The organism is Cohaesibacter marisflavi, assembly GCF_963665895.2.
Classification (GTDB): Bacteria; Pseudomonadota; Alphaproteobacteria; order Rhizobiales; family Cohaesibacteraceae; genus Cohaesibacter; species Cohaesibacter marisflavi.
Genome location: NZ_OY762534.1, coordinates 3419968 through 3443062, shown reverse-complemented (window position 1 = coordinate 3443062; position 23095 = coordinate 3419968). Strand labels below are relative to the sequence as shown.

Below are 23095 nucleotides of genomic sequence, written 5' to 3'. Positions count from 1 at the left end.
CCCCCGGGCGATGTATGTCGTCCGGGTTTCTTCGTGGGAGGTCTGCTTTTCTGCCCTCAGCTGGTTGCCAATGGTGAACCAGAGCTGGCCGCAGACAAGGAGATTGGTGAATTGATTGAGGCGGCATCGATTTGAAAATCGAGACAAGACGAGGACCAACTGCCGCTTTATGGTAACAATTGGAGAGTCTATATGGCGGATGCGTCATGGTTAACCTCATTCCCCCAGCTGAGCCGAATGGAGCTGCTGACTATCCGTAAGACGCTTGATGGCGCTTACAAGGCATTCTCTCGAGAATATGGCGATGCGATTGAAAGCATCTTTCATCCCATTCTGGCTTTTCTCGTATGGTTTGAAAAACTGCTGATCAATACACCCTGGCCCATCATCATCCTGGTGATTGGGGCGATCGTCTATTTCGCCAGCAGATCCTGGAAGCTTTTGACAGGTGTCGTGATTGCCCTTCTGCTGGTCGGCTTTTTCGGCATGTGGGAAGACACCATGTCGACCCTCTCGATGATCACGGTTTGCACGCTGATTTCCATTGTTCTGGGTATTCCCATCGGCATCGGCATGGCTAGGTCTGACCGATTCCAGAAGGTCATGATGCCGATCCTCGATGTCATGCAGACAATGCCGGCCTTTGTCTATCTCATTCCGGTGGTCATGCTGTTGGGCATCGGCAAGATTCCGGGGCTGATTTCGGTTGTCATCTACGCCATTCCGCCGGTGATCCGTCTGACCAATCTGGGCATCAGGCTGGTGGATTCCGAAGTGCTGGAAGCGGCCACCGCCTTTGGTGCCAATGGGCGACAGCGTCTGTTCAACGTACAGATCCCGCTTGCCATGCCCAACATCATGGCGGGTATCAACCAGACCATCATGATGGCACTGGCCATGGTTGTCGTGGCGTCGATGATCGGCGTGAAGGGCCTCGGTCAGCCGGTGTTGAAATCCATTCAGAACCAGTATTTCACGCTTGGTCTGTTTAACGGTCTGGCCATTGTAGCATTGGCCATCATTTTTGACCGCGTGTCTCAGGCATACGCCAAGCGAAGCCAGAAGCACATGAAAGGAGCCCATTCATGAGCAACACTCTTATTGAAGTTAAAGGGCTCTATAAACTGTTCGGTTCAAACCCCAAGGCGCATATGCCGCTGGTGCATCAGGGATTGGGCAAAGACGAGATTCTGGCCAAGACAGGCCACACGCTGGGCCTCAAGGACATCAACCTGTCCATCAAGGAAGGCGATATCTCCGTTATCATGGGCCTGTCCGGTTCGGGCAAGTCCACACTCATTCGCCATTTCAACCGGCTGATCGAACCCACCGAGGGGCAGATATTGGTGGGTGGAACCGATGTGATGAGCCTGGCGGAGAAAGATCTCGAGCAATTCCGCCGCCACAGAATGTCCATGGTGTTCCAGCGCTTCGGCCTGTTGCCGCATCGCACGGTGCTCGACAATGTGTCCTTCGGCCTGACCATTCAGGGCATCAAGAAAAAGGAAGCCAACGAGCGTGCGATTGAGTGGCTCGAAACGGTTGGGCTGGGAGGCTATGAGAACCAGTATCCGGCACAGCTATCCGGTGGTCAGCAGCAGCGCGTCGGGCTGGCCCGTGCTCTAGCGACAAATGCCGATATCCTGCTCATGGATGAAGCCTTTTCCGCGCTTGACCCGCTGATCCGCTCCGAAATGCAGGACCAGCTGGTGGAACTGCAGGAAAAATTGCAGAAAACCATTATCTTCATCACCCACGATCTGGATGAAGCACTGCGTCTTGGCAACAATATTGCCATTCTGAAAGATGGCGAACTGGTGCAGGACGACAAGCCTGAGGAAATTCTCCTCAATCCGGCGACGGACTATGTGGAAGCCTTTGTGCGTGACGTAAACCGGGCGCGCGCCCTGACTGTTGAAACCGTGATGCAGCCGCAGGAATTCCGCATCACCGCAACGACCATCGAAGAGGCTCTCAAGCAGATGCGTGCGCACAAGGATGATTACGCCTATCACGTCACCGATGATGGTTATCAGGGGATGCTGTCGCAGGAAAGCCTCGAGGAATATTATCAGGAAGACAAGACGGCCAAGCTGACCGAGGAGCATTATGAAGATCTTGAGCCAATTGCTCCGGATGCTGCGCTAGAAGAAATCCTGCCCGAAACTCTGGCGTCGGACTATCCCGTTCCGGTCGTGGATGAAGAAGGCGAATTCATGGGCAGTCTGTCTCGGGATGCTCTGGCCGAAGTGCTCAGCCCCGAAGCCTCATCTGAAGAGGCAAATACTGACAAGAGCGCTCCTTCTGAAGAGGGCAGCGAGACGCCTGCTGAAAAAGACGAGAGCAAGGTCAAGCAGCCGACAACCTCAGCCTGAGGCAAAAGAGCGCACTTGCCAAGCTTATGACATGAAAAAGGGTGACCATTCGCTGGCCACCCTTTTTATATGCAGTCAAAGAAGATGCATACAAAAGCGATTGGCGATAATCAGCCCGCTTTCGTTGTGCCCATATTCTTGCGCATGGAAACAAACCGCATGGCGCGCTGAGCTGATGAGACATCAAGATCTTTATAGAAGGCGACTGTCCGTCCGGTTTCTGCGAGGCTCTTGTTGAGCTTGTCTGCCTTCAGGCCCATTAGTTTGCCAAATGCCCCACTGGTGATGCCAATGGATTTGCACAACAGACTGATCGGCTCGTCGTTGGTCTGATAGAGGGCGTTGGATACGATCGGCTCATCCAGATCAGCCATGGCCGCCAGGAACATCACGATATCCGGCCCGCGGTTGGTCTCAACCAGCATGCAAAGAGCATCGGATTTATCCAGTTTGCCATCCCTGACATCCGCAATTACGATCTTGGCTTCGAGCCGCTTCTGACGGCCAACGATCTTTTGATCTGCAGCCGCTTTTTTGGCCCGGTCCACCAGAGCGTTCGCAGCCTTCTCATCGTCCTGGAACAATTGGGCGAGTTGCGCCTTTCCTTCCGGCGGAAGCAATGGCAGCAGACGCTTGGCCGCATCTTCCGTAATGTCCGGTCGCGAGCAGAGGTTGGCTTGCAATACTGCGTCGCCATCAGCCTTGTTTACCAGGGTGTTAAAGCCCTTGGATGTGATCTCCGCACTCTTGTTCTGTGTGACCTTGTGCCAGACAGCGCGCGTTCCATTCTCGATGAGAGCATCAGTCACGGTGCCACTGAGATGTTCGCGCTGGGCGATGCTTTCCAGATGGGTTTCCGGCAGGGTCTGGCTCAGTTGCACAAAGTCATCGTCGGTAAGAACGGGACTATGCTGGAGCATCGGTCCTGCGACGGACACATCATCCTGAGCCATCTTGAGAGCGACCTCATTGGGCAGCCTTTGTTCCGTGGCTACCCGATCCGCAAACTCGGCTCGTCCTTCGACGCTGACGTCATTGAGCATCTTCAGAACGATATCTCTAAAGATCAGCGTTCCCTGCTCGGTGTGGTTTTCGGCACCATCGAAGAACAGATCCGCCACTCGACCGAGCAGTTCACGTCTTTTGTCGCTCGATTTCTCTCTGGCGAGGTCTGTAATATTATCCAACATGGTTGCCTCTTTGCTTTGCATTTTTAAAAGACTATATCTCTTCGTTTCTAAGATTGAGTTAATCGATTGTGGACACGAATGATCAAATAACCCTTTAAAATTGCAGGGTTATTTGATTTAAACCGAAGGTCATTTACCAGGACACATTGTCGATATTTTCTAGCTCGATCTGGCTGCCGTCGCTGAAGTCTATGGTGCCGGTCGCGTCATCGGACAATAGCATCTGGTCGCTGCCATCAACCATTGTCACGGTGCCGGTATTAAGCGAGATCGTCCAGTCGGTGCCATAGGTTGTCGAGTCGGTGCCATCGGCGCCAAGGATCTCCAGAGAGTCCGTCCAGTCTCCAACCGAGCCCCCATCGATGATGTCATTGCCATCTCCCACCATATAGATGAAAGTGTCATCCCCTTCGCCACCCGAGAGATAGTCGTTGCCATCTCCGCCGATGATGGTGTCATTGCCTGCTCCGCCATACAGGGAATCATCTCCAGAGCCCGAAATATCCGTAAAGGTGGTATAGCTGTTGCCTTCCAGATACTGGATCGTGCCATGAATATCACCGGAGACAACATCCTGAACGCCATCGCCATTGATATCGGCAAAGACTGGAGCGGTTTCGGAATCGCTATTGACAAGGCCGGTCGAGGACGCATCGACTGCCGTAGCGAAGGACGGATTGTTGGCATCCCCCACATTCTCCTGAATATAGAAGGTGCCATCGTCTGTGCCCAACAGCGCGTCCATATCGCCATCACCATCCAGATCGGAGAAGGTGACCGATGTATCTAGATCATCAACTCCTAGCCCATAAGGATCCGAGACGACAGCTGAGTAGTTCGGATTATAGGCGTTGCCGGTATTTTCGAAATAGATGAAGGTACCGTCATGTGAACCACTGAACATATCCAGATCGCCATCATTGTCGATGTCGACAAAGGTGGGTGTCATATCCGACCCGTAGTCACCAAGGTTATAGGCCCCGGACCAGTTGGCGTTATAGGCAGTGCCGTTATTCTGATAATACAGAAAATCTCCACTTCCGTTGCCAACCATCATGTCCATGTCGCCATCGCCATCCAGATCCGCAAATGTCGGGGCGGCATCAGTGCCCACGTCAATGCCTGCATAGTTGGATGTTACGAGATTGTAGACGGGGTTGGTCGCCGAGCCGGTATTCTGATAATAGGCGAGGTGCCCGTCATTCTGGCCCACAAACAGGTCAAGATCTCCATCATTGTCGATATCGACGAGCGTTGGTCTTGCATAGGAGCCGGTATCAATTCCGTTGAAGGGATTGGTAGAGCCGGTTTGATCTGTGAAGGTGGTAACTGTCGAGACCGACCCTTCACCACCGAAGAGAATATCGTCGCCTGTGCCGCCATAAGCCGTATCGTTGCCTGCCCCGCCATAAAGCGCATCGTTGCCCGCTTCGCCGTGAAGTGCATCAGCCCCGGCGTTGCCGTAAAGCACGTCCGACCCGTCTTCACCATTGATGAAGTCGTTGCCGTCTCCACCGGAGATCGTGTCTGAATCGGCTCCGCCATAAATGTCATCATTGCCGGTGCCACCATCGATAGTATCCTGGCCAACATCGCCATAGATAACATCTTCGCCGCCGTATCCGGCAATCACGTCATTGCCGCTATAGGCGGTGATCATGTCATCGCCACTTGTGCCGTTGAGCGTATCGTTGTAGCTGCTGCCGTGAATCGGATTTAGGCTACTCAGGTCGTCCACATCACCGACAACAACTGTGAGGGTCTGGCTGGTTGAAAGATCGCCGCTGTCGGTCGCCGTGACAGTTACATCGACGGAGCTTTCGGTTTCATAGTCCAACGAAACGCCATCCTTGAGTTTCAGTATGACCGCGCCATCCTGAGTAACCACCTCGAAGCGATTGTCATCAACGCTGTAGGAAACGCTGTCGCCATCATCGACGTCACTCACGCTGAGTGTCGCGATTTCAGCCCCAGCTTCATTTTCCAGCACGCCGAAACCATCGGAATCGTTGATCCGGAAATTATCAAGCAGTGTGCCGTAGGAGTTTTCCGACCCCATCTCAATGAAGGTGATTGTGTTGGACCCATCGCCCGACCCTGCGGTCAGGTCTAGCGTGTATGTGTTCCAGCCGAGGCCTTCATTGGCCGGATCGATGGTCGCGATAATCTCACCGTTCCAAACCACCTGAACCACACTCTGGCCCAGTGCTTGTTCGGCGGTACCCGTTACGCCATCTCCATAGATCCCGCGGGATTTCAGATCCATGGAAAGGCTGTAGGTCTCGCCATCTTCGAGGCCTTCCAGCTCACGCGTCAGCGTGCCGTTGGATTGGGCCGCCAGGTCGACATGGTAGTCGCCATCGGTGGCGCCCAGTCCCATATGTCCTGCCTCATGCACATCGATGCTGCTCTGCGTCCAGCCGTCGATATAAGCATCTTCGAACCAGCCGGTTCCATCGCCGCCACCATGAACGCCGCCGTTGAACACTTCGAAGCTTCCGTTATACAGGAAGTTATAAGAGCCGGACGCTGTAAGGGTCGGAGCTTCGTTGACATCACCTACCGTTACCTGAACCGGCAGATCAAAAGTGCCTCCATGGCCATCATCAGAGGTGACCGTGAAGGAAACAGTGCCGTTGGTTTCCGCTTCATGATCAAGGGAGACGCCTTCCTTGAGCTTGAGGACATAGGCGCCATCCTGCTCGACAACCTCGAAGCGGCTGTCATCGACGCTGTAGCTATGGGTATCGGACGCATCCACATCGGTGGTGGACAGGGTGCCGATGACCGCACCGGAGGCATTCTCGTCCACGGAGCTGGCTGACAGATCCACCGCGGTTGGCGCATCATTGGTGCCGGTGACTTCAATGGTGACGGTGCCCTGATCGGTGGAGCCATTGCCATCATCAGCGGTATAGGTGAAGGAGACCTCACGGCTCTCCCCCACTGCCAGATCATCAAAGGCCGTGCCCGGATCAAAGCTGTAGGAGCCGTCATCATTGAGAGTAACGATGCCCTCGGATGGCTGGCCATCAAGGCTATAGCTTATCGTATCCCCATCCAGATCGGTCGCGGTGACAGAACTGGAAAGAACACTATTCTCGCCTGTGGTCTCTGAGGCATCACTGGCAGTGACGGCCTCGTTGAGATCGCCCACATCAATGGTGAAGTCTTCACTGAAGCTGCCGCCATTATTGTCGTCGGTGGTCACCGTGAGGGTGACGGTCGGCTCGGTCTCATGATCAAGGGAGACGCCTTCCTTGAGCTTGAGGACATAGGCGCCATCCTGCTCGACAACCTCGAAGCGGCTGTCATCGACGCTGTAGCTATGGGTATCAGACGCATCCACATCGGTGGTGGACAGGGTGCCGATGACCGCACCGGAGGCATTCTCGTCCACGGAGCTGGCTGACAGATCCACCGCGGTTGGCGCATCATTGGTGCCGGTGACTTCAATGGTGACGGTGCCCTGATCGGTGGAGCCATTGCCATCATCAGCGGTATAGGTGAAGGAGACCTCGCGGCTCTCCCCCACTGCCAGATCATCAAAGGCGGTGCCCGGATCAAAGCTGTAGGAACCATCATCATTGAGGGTAACGATGCCCTCGGATGGCTGGCCATCAAGGCTATAGCTTATCGTATCCCCATCCAGATCGGTCGCGGTGACAGAACTGGAAAGAACACTATTCTCGCCTGTGGTCTCTGAGGCATCACTGGCAGTGACGGCCTCGTTGAGATCGCCCACATCAATGGTGAAGTCTTCACTGAAGCTGCCGCCATTATTGTCGTCGGTGGTCACCGTGAGGGTGACGGTCGGCTCGGTCTCATGATCAAGGGAGACGCCTTCCTTGAGCTTGAGGACATAGGCGCCATCCTGCTCGACAACCTCGAAGCGGGCATCATCAACGCTGTAGCTATGGGTATCGGACGCATCCACATCGGTGGTGGACAGGGTGCCGATGACCGCACCGGAGGCATTCTCGTCCACGGAGCTGGCTGACAGATCCACCGCGGTTGGCGCATCATTGGTGCCGGTGACTTCAATGGTGACGGTGCCCTGATCGGTGGAGCCATTGCCATCATCAGCGGTGTAGGTAAAGGAGACCTCACGGCTCTCCCCCACTGCCAGATCATCAAAGGCGGTGCCCGGATCAAAGCTGTAGGAACCATCATCATTGAGGGTAACGATGCCCTCGGATGGCTGGCCATCAAGGCTATAGCTTATCGTATCCCCATCCAGATCGGTCGCGGTGACAGAACTGGAAAGAACACTATTCTCGCCTGTGGTCTCTGAGGCATCACTGGCAGTGACGGCCTCGTTGAGATCGCCCACATCAATGGTGAAGTCTTCACTGAAGCTGCCGCCATTATTGTCGTCGGTGGTCACCGTGAGGGTGACGGTCGGCTCGGTCTCATGATCAAGGGAGACGCCTTCCTTGAGCTTGAGGACATAGGCGCCATCCTGCTCGACAACCTCGAAGCGGGCATCATCGACGCTGTAGCTATGGGTATCGGACGCATCCACATCGGTGGTGGACAGGGTGCCGATAACCGCACCGGAGGCATTCTCGTCCACGGAGCTGGCTGACAGATCCACCGCGGTTGGCGCATCATTGGTGCCGGTGACTTCAATGGTGACGGTGCCCTGATCGGTGGAGCCATTGCCATCATCAGCGGTATAGGTAAAGGAGACCTCACGGCTCTCCCCCACTGCCAGATCATCAAAGGCGGTGCCCGGATCAAAGCTGTAGGAACCATCATCATTGAGGGTAACGATACCCTCGGATGGCTGGCCATCAAGGCTATAGCTGATCGTGTCCCCATCCAGATCGGTCGCGGTGACAGAACTGGAAAGAACACTATTCTCGCCTGTGGTCTCTGAGGCATCACTGGCAGTGACGGCCTCGTTGAGATCGCCCACATCAATGGTGAAGTCTTCACTGAAGCTGCCGCCATTATTGTCGTCGGTGGTCACCGTGAGGGTGACGGTCGGCTCGGTCTCATGATCAAGGGAGACGCCTTCCTTGAGCTTGAGGACATAGGCGCCATCCTGCTCGACAACCTCGAAGCGGGCATCATCAACGCTGTAGCTATGGGTATCGGACGCATCCACATCGGTGGTGGACAGGGTGCCGATAACCGCACCGGAGGCATTCTCGTCCACGGAGCTGGCTGACAGATCCACCGCGGTTGGCGCATCATTGGTGCCGGTGACTTCAATGGTGACGGTGCCCTGATCGGTGGAGCCATTGCCATCATCAGCGGTATAGGTGAAGGAGACCTCACGGCTCTCCCCCACTGCCAGATCATCAAAGGCCGTGCCCGGATCAAAGCTGTAGGAGCCGTCATCATTGAGAGTAACGATGCCCTCGGATGGCTGGCCATCAAGGCTATAGCTTATCGTATCCCCATCCAGATCGGTCGCGGTGACAGAACTGGAAAGAACACTATTCTCGCCTGTGGTCTCTGAGGCATCACTGGCAGTGACGGCCTCGTTGAGATCGCCCACATCAATGGTGAAGTCTTCACTGAAGCTGCCGCCATTATTGTCGTCGGTGGTCACCGTGAGGGTGACGGTCGGCTCGGTCTCATGATCAAGGGAGACGCCTTCCTTGAGCTTGAGGACATAGGCGCCATCCTGCTCGACAACCTCGAAGCGGGCATCATCGACGCTGTAGCTATGGGTATCGGACGCATCCACATCGGTGGTGGACAGGGTGCCGATAACCGCACCGGAGGCATTCTCGTCCACGGAGCTGGCTGACAGATCCACCGCGGTTGGCGCATCATTGGTGCCGGTGACTTCAATGGTGACGGTGCCCTGATCGGTGGAGCCATTGCCATCATCAGCGGTATAGGTAAAGGAGACCTCACGGCTCTCCCCCACTGCCAGATCATCAAAGGCCGTGCCCGGATCAAAGCTGTAGGAGCCGTCATCATTGAGAGTAACGATGCCCTCGGATGGCTGGCCATCAAGGCTATAGCTTATCGTATCCCCATCCAGATCGGTCGCGGTGACAGAACTGGAAAGAACACTATTCTCGCCCGTGGTCTCTGCGATGTCGTCTGCTTCAACAGGTGTGTTTTCCTCTGGTGTGCCGCCTCCATTTGCAGGAGGCAGCGTGCCTCCCGAGGGCGACGCCGTGTTGATCGGGCTGCTCTGTGCCGTCGGAAGAACAGAGGCCTCATCGTCGCTAAGCGGAGCTTCGCTGCGCGTCAAGTCTGCCGAGCCATTGTTGATGGAGAGGATAGGGCTTTCCTGACCTGCGTTGGCAATATCTTCCGGGGCTGACAATCCGGAAGAGGAAACAGGAGAGACAAAATCATCACCAGCCGGGGCAGATGCAAGCGAAGAGGGCTGTGTCGACAGAGAGCCAGAGCCAACATCGGCAGCGCTGCCATCTGCTTCACCGGGTGACTGCGTCGGAAGCAGCGTTTCGTCCTCATTGGCGAGGCCATAATGAAGGTTCGGGTTCAGGATATCCTGACGCAGTGCAATATGGTCGCCGGTGTCGTAGTCACTGGCTTTTTCCATTTCTGCTTTTTGCAGGGTCTGCTGGGCGCGGTTGGATTCAAATTTGGATGCAGCCGCTTCGGATTTTACATCTGGGGTATTGGTGTCAGCCATTGCCAGGTTCCTTAACTCGATTACGCCTTCTGCGATCAGGCATTTGGCCCTGACGCTATAATATGCGTGCTTAATCGGGCCTTTCGGAAACTGGTTATGAATGGGTTAAGAGCGGCTTTTTCGGTTTAATTGAATTGGAATTGTCCAAAAATTACAAAGGTGGTTAAGAAAAGATCAAGAGAGTTGGCGCCATATTGGGGAAGTCTGGAAATTTCCGTTAACTCAATTGTCCTCCCGGTCACCACTGCGGCAGGGTAATGACACATGAGCGCAATGAATGATGACAGGTCGCAAGCCTGAAAAACCAAACGGCATGATCGCTGCCTTTCGAGCTGGCGTAGCGCGGTTCCACGCGGTTTTTCAACCTCCTAGCTCCATGCAGACAACATGGTTCGCAGAACAGGTGCGTGTTCCCAAGCGGATCATGGCGGCGTCTTTTGTCATCAATATGCTCGGACTGGGTATGCCCTTGGTCATCTTGCAGATTTATGACCGCATCATACCCAACCAGTCTTATGCGACGCTGTTCTATTTGATTGCTGGTCTCGTCACCGTGCTGATCCTTGATACCCTTCTGAAAGTGGTTCGCTCGCATATCTCCGGCTGGTCTTCATCCTACATTGATTATGTATCGGGCGTGGAGGCGATCCAACGGATCTTGCGAGCGCCGCCCGAGGCTTTGGAAAAGAGCGCGGCCAGTACGCATATTGATCGCATGAATGCGCTCTCGACCACTGCGCGTATGTTTGCCGGTCCAGCCCGGATGGGGCTGGTTGATTTGCCCTTTATCTTCATTTTTCTGGGCGTGATGGCCATCGTCAGCCCGACCATCGCCGGATTGCTGGTTGCTGTCTTTTCCATTTTCGCCTGGCGGCTGCTCAAGCGCGCCAAGGATATCCAGAGCCTGCAGGATGAACGGCAACAGTTGGATCGGCGTAAATATGACTTCGTGATTGAAGCTTTGTCGGGCATTGAATCGATCAAGACCATGTCTTGTGAGCCCCAGATGATGCGCCGTTATGAGCGGCTGCAGGAAGCCATTGCCGTTGCCTTTCATCGTTCGGTCAAACTGGACGGGGCAACGCAGTCCCTGAGTGCTTCCTTTGCTTCCATCACCATGATCACGATTGTTTCCAGCGGGGCCTTGCTTGTCATTGAGGGCACCCAGTCCATTGGGTCGCTGGCTTGTTGTCTGCTGCTGGGGGGCCGGGCGGTCGAGGTTCTGGTGCGTTCTGTTCGCTCGTGGAGTGAATTGAGTAATTTCGATCTGGTCAAGCAGAATGTTGACGAACTCCTGTCGGTCAATCCAGAGCCGGACAAGGTGATGGCTCCTGCCGAACTGGCGTCCGGAGAGGTCATCCTGGATGAAGCTGTTATGGCGTCCCGAATGGGCGATGGCCATGGCGCTTACCGGATCTCTATGATCATTCCCCATGGGGCCACCATCGGGATCAAGGGCAATCTGACGAGCGATGATCATGATTTCCTCAGAATTCTGCGCACCAAGATCGCTCCGGACGGGGGCAATATCCTCTTGGGTGGGCGTTCGATCCACGATCTGGTGAACTCTGATGTTTCTGCTTCCATTGCCTATGTTTCCAACAGTCCGGCTATTTTCAGCGGATCGATTCTGGACAATCTCACGCTGTTCAACCCTCGTGAGGGGTTGCAGAATGCGCGTGAAGCCGCCCAATTGATCGGGCTGGAAAGTGACATCCAACAACTGCCTCATGGCTATGACATGATGCTTGGTTCGGGTGGCAACGAAACGCTGCCGCCGAGCTTTCGCCAGCGTATCTGCATTGCAAGAGCCATTGCCAGTAAGCCCAAAATTCTCATTCTGGAAGAAGCCAACGCCATGCTGGATCAGCGCTCTGACACCCTTTTACGCAAAGGGATAGAGGCCTTGCGTGGCTCCATGACCATTATCTTCTTGTCAAACCGTCCCTCCTTTCTCTCCCTTGCCGATCAGCAGGTCATTCTCAAAGATGGTGCGCTCATGCCGTTTGAGGGCGCCCAAGCGCGTCAACAGGCTGCATCGCGACCAGACGCCAAATCAGCCGTTGGAGGCGTGGAATGATAGACGATACAAGAAGGAGAAACGGCCAGTCTTCCAATAAGGAAAAGGCCGGGCCAGAAGAGCAAAGAGCGCAAGGGGTTGGCAAGCTTCAGATCAAGCCGATTGCACCAGCCAAGCGTAGCGGCAGGGGCAAGGCGCGGGGCAAACCGATGTTGCTCAAGCGGGCCGACGACAATCCGCTTGAAGGCGCAACCCTATCCGAAGCGGCCCGTCATGCCAGCGAAGAGGATGTGAGTCTTGCGGAGCTGGCAGATTATTCGGCTGATCAACATTTTGCGGCAGATGTAGGCAAGCCAAAGCCTGAAGAGCGGAAGGATCGCAACGCTGAGGAAGCGTATCGGCCAGCTTGTAGTAGCGAAAGCTTGTCTGGGCAGGAGATGCCCTTCTCTGATTTTGAACAGCGTCTTGGTATCAAAGAACGCTGGTCGGGGATTGATTATACCAGTTCGGCAGGCCGGTGCGTTCAGGTTTTGCTGGCGCTTATCGGCTGGGCGGGGAGCGGACGTCATCTGGCGCAGGTGCTGCCCCATTTCAATACCGTTCATGACATGACGGGGCTGAGAGCCGTTCTGACACGGCTCAATTATGTAGCCATTTCGGATGAAGCCAAGCTTGCCACCCTGTCGGAAGAAAAGCTGCCCTGCCTGTATCAGGATGAAGCGGACGACACTGTCCGTATCGTTCTTTCCGTCGACTTTGGTGCCGATCGGATAACCTGCTTTAATGGTCGGACCGGCGAGGAGGAGATCATTGCCTGCCCCGGGCAGCCGGTGATCATCCACCATATCAAGCCGTTGGACGTGGTCAGCCGCACCCGTTTTGTCCAATCCTTCGGCTGGGTGACCCACGCTGCGGCATCCTTTCGCAAGCTGTTCTTCTCGCTGTTTGTCATCAATTTCGGCATCAATCTGGCCGCCATGGCCGTGCCCATCTTCATCATGACTGTCTATGGTTACGCGATCCCGTCCAAAGCGCCGGGTAGTCTGATGATGTTTGTCCTCGGCGTGGGCATGATCGTTGCGGCGGACTATGCGCTGCGGTCCCTGCGTACGCGCATTCTGGCCTATGTCGGCGCTCGCTTCGATACCGCTCTGTCGGTTGAGGTCTTCCAGCGCCTTCTCTATCTGCCCTATAGCATGGTGCAGAATGCCTCCATCGGTGCGCAGCTGGCGCGATTGCGGCAATTTGAAAAATTGCGTGAAATCTTTCTGGGTTCCTTCGGCACCGCCGTTCTGGACCTGCCCTTCGTGCTCGTCTTTATCACGGCCATTGCGCTGATCGGCGGCTGGATCGCGGCCATTCCTGCTACGCTGGTGGGGCTCTATGCGATATTGGCCATGGTCACCATTCCGATCGCCAAGCGCCAGACCATGCAATCGGGCGATGCCAAATCCAAGAAACAGAACATCATGATGGAGCTGTTTCTGATGCATCGCGAAATCAAAAATGTCGGTGGGGAAGCCATCTGGCAGAAACGCTATGAGGACGCAGCCGCCAGCTTTGCTGCTCTTGATTTCCGTGCGCAGCATTTCTCCCGCCAAGTGCAGACCATCTCGCAAGCCCTGTCCATGGGGGCTGGCATCACCACCTTGGGAGCAGGTACGATCATGGTGATGGAAGGGGATCTGGGCGTTGGCGGATTGATTGCGATCATGGCCCTCATCTGGCGGGTTCTGGCGCCCCTGCAGAATGCCTTTCTCAGCCTTTCCCGTGTGGGCAAGCTGATTGAAGCCATCCGCATGGTGAATAATCTGATGCGCACCCAGCCAGAGCGCATGCCCGGTATCGTGCCGAGCATTTCGCGTAAATTTCAGGGGCACATATCAACCAAGAATCTATCCTTCCGTTATCCGCAGGCTGCAGACGCCGCGATCAAGAATGCCAATGTGACCATCAATCCAGGCGAAATCGTCGCCATTACCGGACCAAGCGGCGGCGGTAAATCCACTTTCCTTAAATTGCTGGCCGGTCTTTATCGTCCTGTCGCTGGTGCGGTGGGTTTTGACCATCTGGATATCCGGCAGATCGATTTGGGCGAATTGCGCTTCGAGATCAGCTACCAGCCAGACAATGCCACTTTTTTCTACGGAACGGTTGCGCAGAATTTTCATCTCAATGACCCTGAGGCCGATTGTGCCAAGATGGCGGGGCTCATGCAGACCTTCGATATTGAGGCAGACCATCCGGATTTGCCTGAGGGGATGGAAACACGCCTGAAGGCGGAAACCGTGCATCAGATGTCGGATGCGCTCAAACAGAAGCTTTTGCTATGCCGCAGCTTCAGCAAATCCGCGACCTACTATTTTCTTGACGAGCCCGCCAACTATCTGGACTTCGAAACCGATCACAAATTCATGGATCACCTGCAAGCCATGCGGGGCGAGGCTACCATTCTTTTTACCACGCAGCGGCCTAGCCACATGAAAATGGCAGACCGCATACTGGTGCTGCATGAAGGGCAGGTCATCATGAATGGGCCGCCTGAAAAGATCTTGCCGCAATTGGACAGCTTCAACAAATCGGTTGCCTAAGACAGATCTCTCAAACAGACGCCTTTTGGGCAAGGATGTATTAACCCTAAGCGCGCTATTGTTGACTTGGTGTTGTGGCATAGGCTGCTCGCGAACATGTGGGATCATATTCCAGAAGGGAAAGCTGGTCGGTTTTCCGGTCTCGAGTATGAGCATAACGGGTACGGGTCTTGCGCTTTTCCTAGGAAAATGCGAGGGCATTCCGGGGTGAATTCAGTGAAGTTGTTTGCTTCAAAAAGCACAGGTCTTGACTCCAAGACCCTGACATTGCCGCTGGCGCTGGAGGCTGAACAGCCGCCCCAGCTCTTTGCCTATGTGGTGACGGGGTGCTTTATTTTTCTGGGAGCCTTCATCATCTGGGCCTTTGTCACCTCTGTGCTGGAGGTTACCCATGCTGGCGGTCAGATACAGCCGGTTGGCTCTGTCCAGACCATCCAGCATCTTGAGGGTGGCTATATCGACCAGATTCTGGTGTCCGAGGGCGACAGGGTCAAGGCTGGCCAGCCGCTGGTGCGTTTGCGCCCGACGGCAACCGAAAGCGAGCGCGACCAACTGGCCATCAGGGCTGCGTCCCTTCGTATGGCGATCTCCACCACTGATGCTCTCATGCAGCAGCAGGAAAGCGTTTCCTTTGGCGAGGAAGGTCGCCTTTATAGCAACATTGCGCAGTCGCAAATGAGTGTCTTTTCCTCCGAGAAAGACCGTATCAATCGCGAGCTGGCCAAATATGCATCCCAGTTGGCCCGTCGCGAGGCGGAATATCGGGCGACGATTGCAGAGCAGAAAAGCGCCGTAAAGCGTATGGAGATTGCCAAGGAGCAGTTTACGATGCTCGATGGCCTGCTCAAGCAGCAATATGCATCCCGCCGCTCGGTGCTGGAAGCTGAAGCCGCGCTGGAAGAAGCGCGCTCCCGCCTTTATTCTCTTGATGGCCGGCTCTCGACAACGCGCGAGCAGGTCAAGGAAGCCCAGATACAGCTGGAAGAAGCTCGAGCCAAGATCTTTAGCGATCTGGCCAAGGAAAAGTCCAAGAATGCCAGCGAACTGGCCGAGGTGGATCGCCTTTTGACCAAGCAGCAGGATCGTGTCACCAGCCTTGATCTGACTGCGCCGACGGATGGCATTGTGCAGGAACTGCCGGTCAATTCGGTGGGGGCGGTGGTTCGCTCCGGCGAAGTGGTGGCGCGGATCGTGCCCGATGACCGCAAGATCATCGCCGAGGTGCGCGTCAAACCGAAAGATATCGGCCATATCCATCTCAATGCCGACGCCAAGGTAACCGTTTCAACATTCGACCCCTATGTTTTCGGCTCGCTGGAAGGCAACGTGAAGACCATTTCGGCAACCTCCTTTGAGGATGAAAATGGCCAGCCTTATTTCAGGGTTCAGATCGCGCTTGATCACAACGAGTTCAATCGCAAGGGCATGGCCTATCCGGTATTACCGGGCATGGTCGTGACCGCTGATATCGTGACTGGCTCCAAGTCGCTTGCGCGCTATCTGCTTAAGCCGGTCTATCGATCCATGGATGTGGCTTTCTCCGAGCGCTGACACTCCATGAAAGTCCTTGAGATGAATGGGTCGGATCCCGGGCCGCTTTTCTCAACATATCCTTGATTTAATTGCTCATATGGGCCGACAACTGGTTTGCATGTCTGCATATTTCCGCTTTATTAACCATAATTCCATAAGACTGGAGGGAGGTGACGCGTAAGCGGCGAGCTCCAACCATGTCCTCGCAGTGGAAGATCAGCATGAATGGCAAAGAGAGAACAGGTATGGCAATTGCCACGACGGGCAAGGCCGAAGGGGGCTCCCGTCGGGTCGGGCTTGGCGCCCGCTTTGCCTCTTTGCTGCTGAGCGCTTCCCTGTGTCTTTTGGTGCGCCCCGCGCTGGCGGACAATCTGGCACAGATGCTCTATGACGTTTACGACAACAATCCCGAGATCCACGCATCGGAAGCCGGCCTTGCCATCAGGCAGGCCGAAACAAAAAAGGCCAATGCGGCCTTCATGCCGCAGGTCAGCGCTTATGCCTCCCAGTCGATGGTGGAGGAACGGCTCAAGTCGGGCCGCACCGAGCGTACGCGCACCAGCCAGTATGGCATCAAGGCCAGCCAGCGCCTGTTTAATGGTTTTCAGGGCAGGAACAATCTAATCAAGGCCAAATATGAAGAAAAGTCTGGCTTTTATCAGCTGAAAAACCGAGAGCGAGAAGTCCTGCTCGAAGCGGTCAAGGCTTATATGGATGTTTATGCCGCGCGCAGGATGATTGCCTTGCGGCGCGATCATGTGGCCAATCTGGAAAAGCAACATAGAGCAACCAGAGCCCGCATTCGTGCCGGAGAGTTGACCAGAACCGATCTGGCCAAGACCGAAGCGTTGCTCTATCGGGCCCGAGCTGCACTGGAGGGGGCGCACGCCGATCTGGGCGGAGCGTCCGGTCGCTATGAAGCGCTGGTGGGCTATCGTCCCGGCGAGTTGATTTATCCGCAGATGCCTGTGCGCTATTTGCCTGCCGATGAAACCGAGGCGGTGAAAAAGGCCCTGCGCATGCACCCCGACCTGAGGGCTTCACGCGCCAATGACAAGGCGGCAGACTATGCGGTCAAATCTGCACAAGGGGCTTTTCTACCCACGATCGATCTGAATGGGGATATCTCGGAGAATTTGGCTTCAAGCGCGGCGCAAACCAACAAGTCCGAGCGCAGCCTTTCCTTGCGCCTCAGTCTGCCTCTGTTTGATGGCGGTGCACGCTCCGCCGAAGTACAGAAGGCACGGGCTGCGCACAGCCAGCAGGTTCATCAGACCAATGCTTTGCGGGCACGGATCAAGGCCAACGCGCGTGAGCAATTTCTCAGATATCAGGCCGCAGTCGCATCCATGCGACAGGCGAGCGCAGAAGTAAAGGCAGCCAGCAACCTGCTGCGCGGCATCAAGATGGAAGAGAAGGCCGGGCAACGCTCCTACCTTGATATTCTGGATGCAGAAGTTTCACTGCTTGATGCCCGTGAGCTGGAAATCTATTCACAGGCAGACAGCGTCATCGCGATCTACAGCTATCTCGCAGCCACCGGTCAGTTGACTGTTTCTGGTGCTCGCAAGGAATATGTCAGCAATGATCCACAAGCCGCCGCTGCTGTTGCCAGAGCCCGGCAAATGGCAGAGCTGAAAGCAAGGCCTGCCAAGAAGGCTGGACCTCGTCTGTCCGATGACCCCTGGAATGGTCTGCGCTGATTAGAACTCTCCCTGCATTCTGCTTTCGATCCAAAGTCCATTTTGGGTTACATGTGTTCATAAATACAATATTTACGATAGTCATACCTTTTGGACATCGGAAGCCAACTTTGCTCATTTTTGACCTGTGTCATTAACGTCTTTGTCCTACAGTGTCTCGAAATTCGTCGAAGCCGTTCGCTCTTGGGGAAGAGCGGAAAACGCACAGGGGACACGCGGGGCTCAAAATGGCACTTATCTTGATCGTTGATGATCAAAACACAAACAGACAAATTTATGCTCAGATCGCACGGCGTATTGAAGCCGAAATCGAAGTTGTTACCTGCTCGGGGCCAATCGAAGCCCTTTCATGGTTGGCACAAAACAGCCCCGATCTGATCCTGACTGACTTCAGTATGCCGGGCATGCAGGGGGATGACTTTGTCGGTCAAATCCGCTCTGACAGACGTCTGGCAGACGTACCAGTCATTGTCATCACCGTATTCGAGGATCGGCGCCTGCGGCTTCGGGCTCTGGATGCAGGTGCGACGGATCTACTCATCAGTCCGGTCGACCACCGGGAGTTCATCGCCCGGGCGCGTAACCTTCTCAAAATGCATCGCCAGAGTAAGGTCCTCTCTAACCGGGCCAACTCGCTGCTTGAGTCCCTGAAAAAAAGCGAAAGCATCCTTGCCTGGACACAGCGCGAAAGTGAATCGCGCCTTGTGAATGTGATCAACACGCTCCCAGTCATGGTCAGCGCAACCGATCTGGATGGTTGCTATCTGTTCATGAATGTCAATCAGGCCAACTATCTTGGCCTCAAGGTCGAGCAGGTTGTCGGGCGCCACAGAGCCGAAATCTTCGGCTCGCAGGTTGCAGAGCGCTATGATTCCATCGACCAACTGGTCATTGCATCCAATCACGGCATCCGTTCCTTTGAAGAAGAAATCGTTGGTGCAGACGGCAACAAACGCATCTTCCTGACCAACAAATCGCCCCTCGTGGAAGGGGAAAATGTCATCGGTGTTGTAACCTCGTCGCAGGATATTACCGACCGCAAGGCGGCAGAAACCCATTTGCATCATCTGGCCCATCACGACACGCTCACCGGTCTGGCCAACAGGGCGTTGCTGAGAGATCGGGTCGAACGCGAAATCGGGCGCTGTCGCCGCGGTGATGGACGCTTTGCCCTGCATTTGATCGACCTAGATGGCTTCAAGCAGGTTAATGACGTGCATGGCCATGCGACGGGCGATGAATTGTTGGCCCGCGTGGCCGAAGGTCTGCGTATTGTCGCGGGCAAGGAAGACCTTGTGGCCCGTCTTGGGGGCGACGAGTTCGCCATTCTGCAATCCAACATCACCTCCGAATCGCAGGTGGAGGATATGTGCAAGGCGGCGATGGAAATCATGCCCGGCGCGATTGCCGGTGTGCAGCTATCGACGCCTGTTACAGCCTCGGTCGGTATTTCGGTGCACCCGGAAGACGGCAACAGCTACGAGCATCTCATGCGCAATGCCGACCTTGCCATGTATCGCACCAAGGCCGCGAGCGGCAATGGCTTCAGCTTCTTTGTCTCGAACATGGATGCGCGCGCCCGTGAAGAGCGGCGATTGGATGCCACCTTGCGCGAAGCACTGGAGAGCAACCGGTTCGAACTGCTCTATCAGCGTCAGGTCGACATCAAGACAGGCGCAATCGTTGGCTGCGAGGCATTGCTCAGAATGCGCGAAGCCGATGGCACCCTCGTCGCACCAAGTGAATTTCTGGCCCGGGCTGAACGCAATGGCATGATCATGCCAATCAACGAATGGGTCATTCGGGAAGCCTGCAGGCAAGGGGCCCGATGGCGCGAAATGGGGCTGCCGGAATTTTCCGTCGGGGTCAATCTGTCGCCGGTGCAGTTCCAGCGACAATCGGTGCCGTTGCTGGTCGCGCGCATTCTTTCCGAAACGGGGCTGCCTGCGCACTTGCTGGATCTGGAACTGACCGAAAGCATCGTTCTGCATGATCGCAAACAGGTTGCTCTACAGCTTCAGCAACTACGCGATCTGGGGGTTAAAATCTCTATTGATGATTTCGGAACCGGCTGTTCTTCCCTCTCATATGTGAAGCATTTCCCGGTGGATCGTCTAAAAATCGACCAGTCCTTTGTGCATGATCTTCTTGAAAATCCATCGGACGCCGCCATCGTTCGGGCGACTATCAATCTGGGGCATTCTCTCGGTTTCGAGGTGATCGCCGAGGGGGTCGAGACAGAAGAGGTTCTCCGCCATCTGGAGCTGGAGCATTGTGACAAGGCGCAGGGCTACTATTTCGGAAAGCCGCAATCGGCAGAAAAACTGCAACTGGCCATTCAGGCTCAGATGCCTACCAAACTGGTATCTCTGGGGTGAACAGCGAAAGATTGACTTTTCATGGCCTTGCGGACTTCTTTTCTTGAAACTGTTATCGATCCGGTTATGCGGCTTGTTGGCATTCTGTCTCATAGGCCAGACACGGAGCATGTGGCAATTATCCTGCGTTTTGGCATGATAGTGGCGCTTTGGGCCTTCGTCGCCTTTGACTATCTCTTCCTGCAGAAAATACCTGCAGGTGGGTATGAGCAAATTTTCATGGCAACAAGCCTATATGGGCTTGCTCTGGCTCTGGAATCGACGCATCTGGCTTTTTCTCCCAATGCCTCCAGTGGTCGACGCTTGATGGCGATTTGGGCCGATCAGGTGCTTTTGACCTATTTTGCATTCATTCTCGGGCCAACAGGTACGGTGCTATATCCCTTCTATTTGTGGAATATGCTGGCTGCAGGCTTTCGCTATGGCACGGTTTATCTTTTGATTTCCGCCATTTCTATCGTCGCCGTTCTGTCCGTTCACTATCATATATTCGAACTTTGGCAGACGAGCTATCTTGTCTGTCTGCTGCAAATCAGCTTTGTCATCATTCTGGCCTTTTCGATGACATCTTTCCTCAACACGATCCGGCAGGCCATTGCGACAGCAGAGGCTGCCAGCAGTGCAAAGTCGGCGTTTCTTGCCGGCATCAGCCACGAAGTGCGGACACCGCTGCAAGCCATCAAGGGGCTGAGTGATCTGCTCGACGATACCAGACTGGATACGGATCAGCGGCGCATGGTTGGCACCATCTCTCAGGCTGGTGATACGCTTCTGGGTCTTATCAATTATTTGCTCGATTATGCCAGAGCCGAAAATGGCACCATGCCGGTCAATGATGACGATTTTGACCTGTCCAGGCTCCTGGGCCGCCTTCATCGGCTTTTCTCTGAACAGATGCGGCAGAAACATCTGGATCTTAATATCAATTTTGATTCCTCGCTGCGCCGTCTTTATCGTGGCAATGAGCGCTTTCTGGAAGACATTCTGACCAACCTCATGGGCAATGCGGTCAAATTCACCCATCAGGGACAAATCACCTTGCGCGCACGGCTGGTGGAAGAAAATAGCCAGATGCACCGCATCTGCTTTGAGGTGATCGACACCGGCATCGGCATTGCACCGGAAGCCCAGCAGCGGATTTTCGATCGATTTACCCAGTCCGATGATGATGTGATGGCGCAATTTGGTGGCTCTGGTCTGGGGCTTGCCCTGTGCCGCCAATATGCAGAACTCATGGGGGGACATATTCAGGTCGCCTCTAAACAGGGAGAGGGCAGCACTTTTGCCTTCACCGCTCCCTTCGGCCTCGCATTAAAACACAGTCAGACAGCAACAGCAGAAGATGAAAGCGAAGAGACACCCAAACGGTCGATCATGATGATCACCAGAAACCAGCAGCTGGTTACCATGTTGCCGCCTGCCGTGCCCTATTGTGATGTCCATCACGATCTGCGCACGGCCCTGACGGCGCTTACCAGCTTTTGCGAAGACCAGATGCCGTCCGTGGTGGTGATTGATCGTCAGGGGCTGGAGTGTGATATTGCGCTCACCCAGATGCAGATCGCATCCTGTAGCCGAAGCGGATTGCCTTTTGTGCTCTGGATCTGTCGCGCTGATGAACAGGCGTCCAATCTGGCTCTTGTTCACCCTCAGCATGGGCTGGCTTTTCTCAATCGCACCGACTGGCACTATCGCATGAGCAAATTGCTGCGCCTTGCCGAGCAATTGCATGGACATGGCAGCGTCCGAAGCGCCAGTCGTGACACAGAGATAAGCAAGCCGGCGGAAAGTTTGCAGATTCTCGTTGCCGAGGATAATCGAACCAACCAGATGGTTCTTGAAAGAATGCTGGCCAGCCTGGGGCATCAGGTGACTCTGGCCGAAAATGGCAAACAGGCCATCGCCGCAATTCGCAATCGCAAATTTGATCTGGCCTTTCTTGATATCCGGATGCCGGTTCTGGATGGGCTGGAAACAGCGCGTCGCATAGAGGCTCTGGCGGGTGCCGGGGACTTACAGCACCCACCGCACCTCTATGCCCTTACCGCCGATCCCGGTATGGAGATCAAGGACAGGTGTCTGCAGGCGGGCATGAAAGCTTGCTTGCTCAAACCGGTGGATCGTTACCGGCTCAAGGAATTGCTCGATATATTTATCGAGCAGAAACAGCAAATTGCTGACAATAGAAAAACAATCACTATTTCTGACAATTGGGGGTTAGAAGAAATGTACACCACTCAGATTATTGAAGATTTGAGAGATCTTGGGGGCGACCAGTTTGTCGTCGATCTCGCTCATCAATTCAGTGAAGACGGCATTGCCGCCTTGCATCGCCTGCATGATGCTGTGAATCATCGCGATGATGCCGAGTTCCGTGACGGGGCTCACGCCTTGCGCTCGGCGGCGGCCAATATCGGTGCGCGCTCGGTATTCGATCTCTGCCTCTCATGGCGAGACATGACTGCGGCCGAACTCGATCAGGAAGGCTCGGGTCACATGGTGCAACTGGCCGCCAATCTGTCCGAGGCCATCACGGATCTTGAGCATATCCTGTCGGTTTCGCTGCCAAAGCCGGAGGCTGCGCGGCAATCATCCTATCAGAAAGAGTTGATCGTCAATCACTGACAGGATCGCGCCCTTGCGCTTATTCCTTGACCTTGCGAGACGTCTCCCCTAT

Annotated in this window: 10 protein-coding genes; 8 read left to right on the top strand and 2 right to left on the bottom strand. The window is 54.9% G+C overall.

The features are described from left to right. Positions 1–237: 237 nt before the first annotated feature. Both ACKPCT_RS16445 and ACKPCT_RS16440 read left to right on the top strand, forming a co-directional pair. Positions 238–1089: an ABC transporter permease gene (locus tag ACKPCT_RS16445; protein ID WP_319567431.1), complete on the top strand. Its 852-nt coding sequence runs from the start codon at positions 238–240 to the stop codon at positions 1087–1089. After that, positions 1086–2375, top strand: a complete 1290-nt coding sequence (locus tag ACKPCT_RS16440; protein ID WP_407652424.1) for a quaternary amine ABC transporter ATP-binding protein — start codon at positions 1086–1088, stop codon at positions 2373–2375. Before ACKPCT_RS16445 ends, ACKPCT_RS16440 begins: the two co-directional genes overlap by 4 nt. A gap of 110 nt (positions 2376–2485) precedes the next feature. Here the strand turns inward: ACKPCT_RS16440 and ACKPCT_RS16435 are convergent, their stop codons facing one another. Then, positions 2486–3565 (bottom strand): DUF2336 domain-containing protein, encoded by a 1080-nt coding sequence (locus ACKPCT_RS16435; RefSeq protein ID WP_319567430.1) that lies wholly within the window; start codon positions 3563–3565, stop codon positions 2486–2488. 133 nt (positions 3566–3698) lie between these two features. Continuing rightward, positions 3699–10193, bottom strand: a complete 6495-nt coding sequence (locus ACKPCT_RS16430) for an Ig-like domain-containing protein (RefSeq protein ID WP_319567429.1) — start codon at positions 10191–10193, stop codon at positions 3699–3701. A 277-nt stretch (positions 10194–10470) separates the two neighbouring features. On the opposite strand from ACKPCT_RS16430, the gene ACKPCT_RS16425 reads away from it, so the two are divergent. The 6 genes from ACKPCT_RS16425 to ACKPCT_RS16400 all read left to right on the top strand — a co-directional run bounded on the left by ACKPCT_RS16425 (position 10471) and on the right by ACKPCT_RS16400 (position 23043). Beyond that, the gene (locus ACKPCT_RS16425; RefSeq protein ID WP_319567428.1) at positions 10471–12273 is read left to right on the top strand and encodes an ABC transporter transmembrane domain-containing protein; all 1803 of its coding nucleotides are present in this window, start codon (positions 10471–10473) and stop codon (positions 12271–12273) included. Then, complete coding sequence (locus ACKPCT_RS16420; RefSeq protein WP_319567427.1) at positions 12270–14804, top strand: peptidase domain-containing ABC transporter; 2535 nt, start codon at positions 12270–12272, stop codon at positions 14802–14804. Before ACKPCT_RS16425 ends, ACKPCT_RS16420 begins: the two co-directional genes overlap by 4 nt. Before the next feature lie 216 nt (positions 14805–15020). Further along, positions 15021–16355, top strand: a complete 1335-nt coding sequence (locus ACKPCT_RS16415) for an HlyD family type I secretion periplasmic adaptor subunit (protein WP_319567426.1) — start codon at positions 15021–15023, stop codon at positions 16353–16355. 179 nt (positions 16356–16534) lie between these two features. Continuing rightward, positions 16535–18040: a TolC family outer membrane protein gene (locus ACKPCT_RS16410; RefSeq protein WP_319567425.1), complete on the top strand. Its 1506-nt coding sequence runs from the start codon at positions 16535–16537 to the stop codon at positions 18038–18040. A gap of 227 nt (positions 18041–18267) precedes the next feature. After that, positions 18268–20418, top strand: a complete 2151-nt coding sequence (locus ACKPCT_RS16405; protein WP_090069017.1) for an EAL domain-containing response regulator — start codon at positions 18268–18270, stop codon at positions 20416–20418. 21 nt (positions 20419–20439) lie between these two features. Continuing rightward, on the top strand, positions 20440–23043 hold the full coding sequence (locus ACKPCT_RS16400; protein WP_090069019.1) for an ATP-binding protein: 2604 nt from the start codon (positions 20440–20442) through the stop codon (positions 23041–23043). Positions 23044–23095 lie beyond the last annotated feature (52 nt).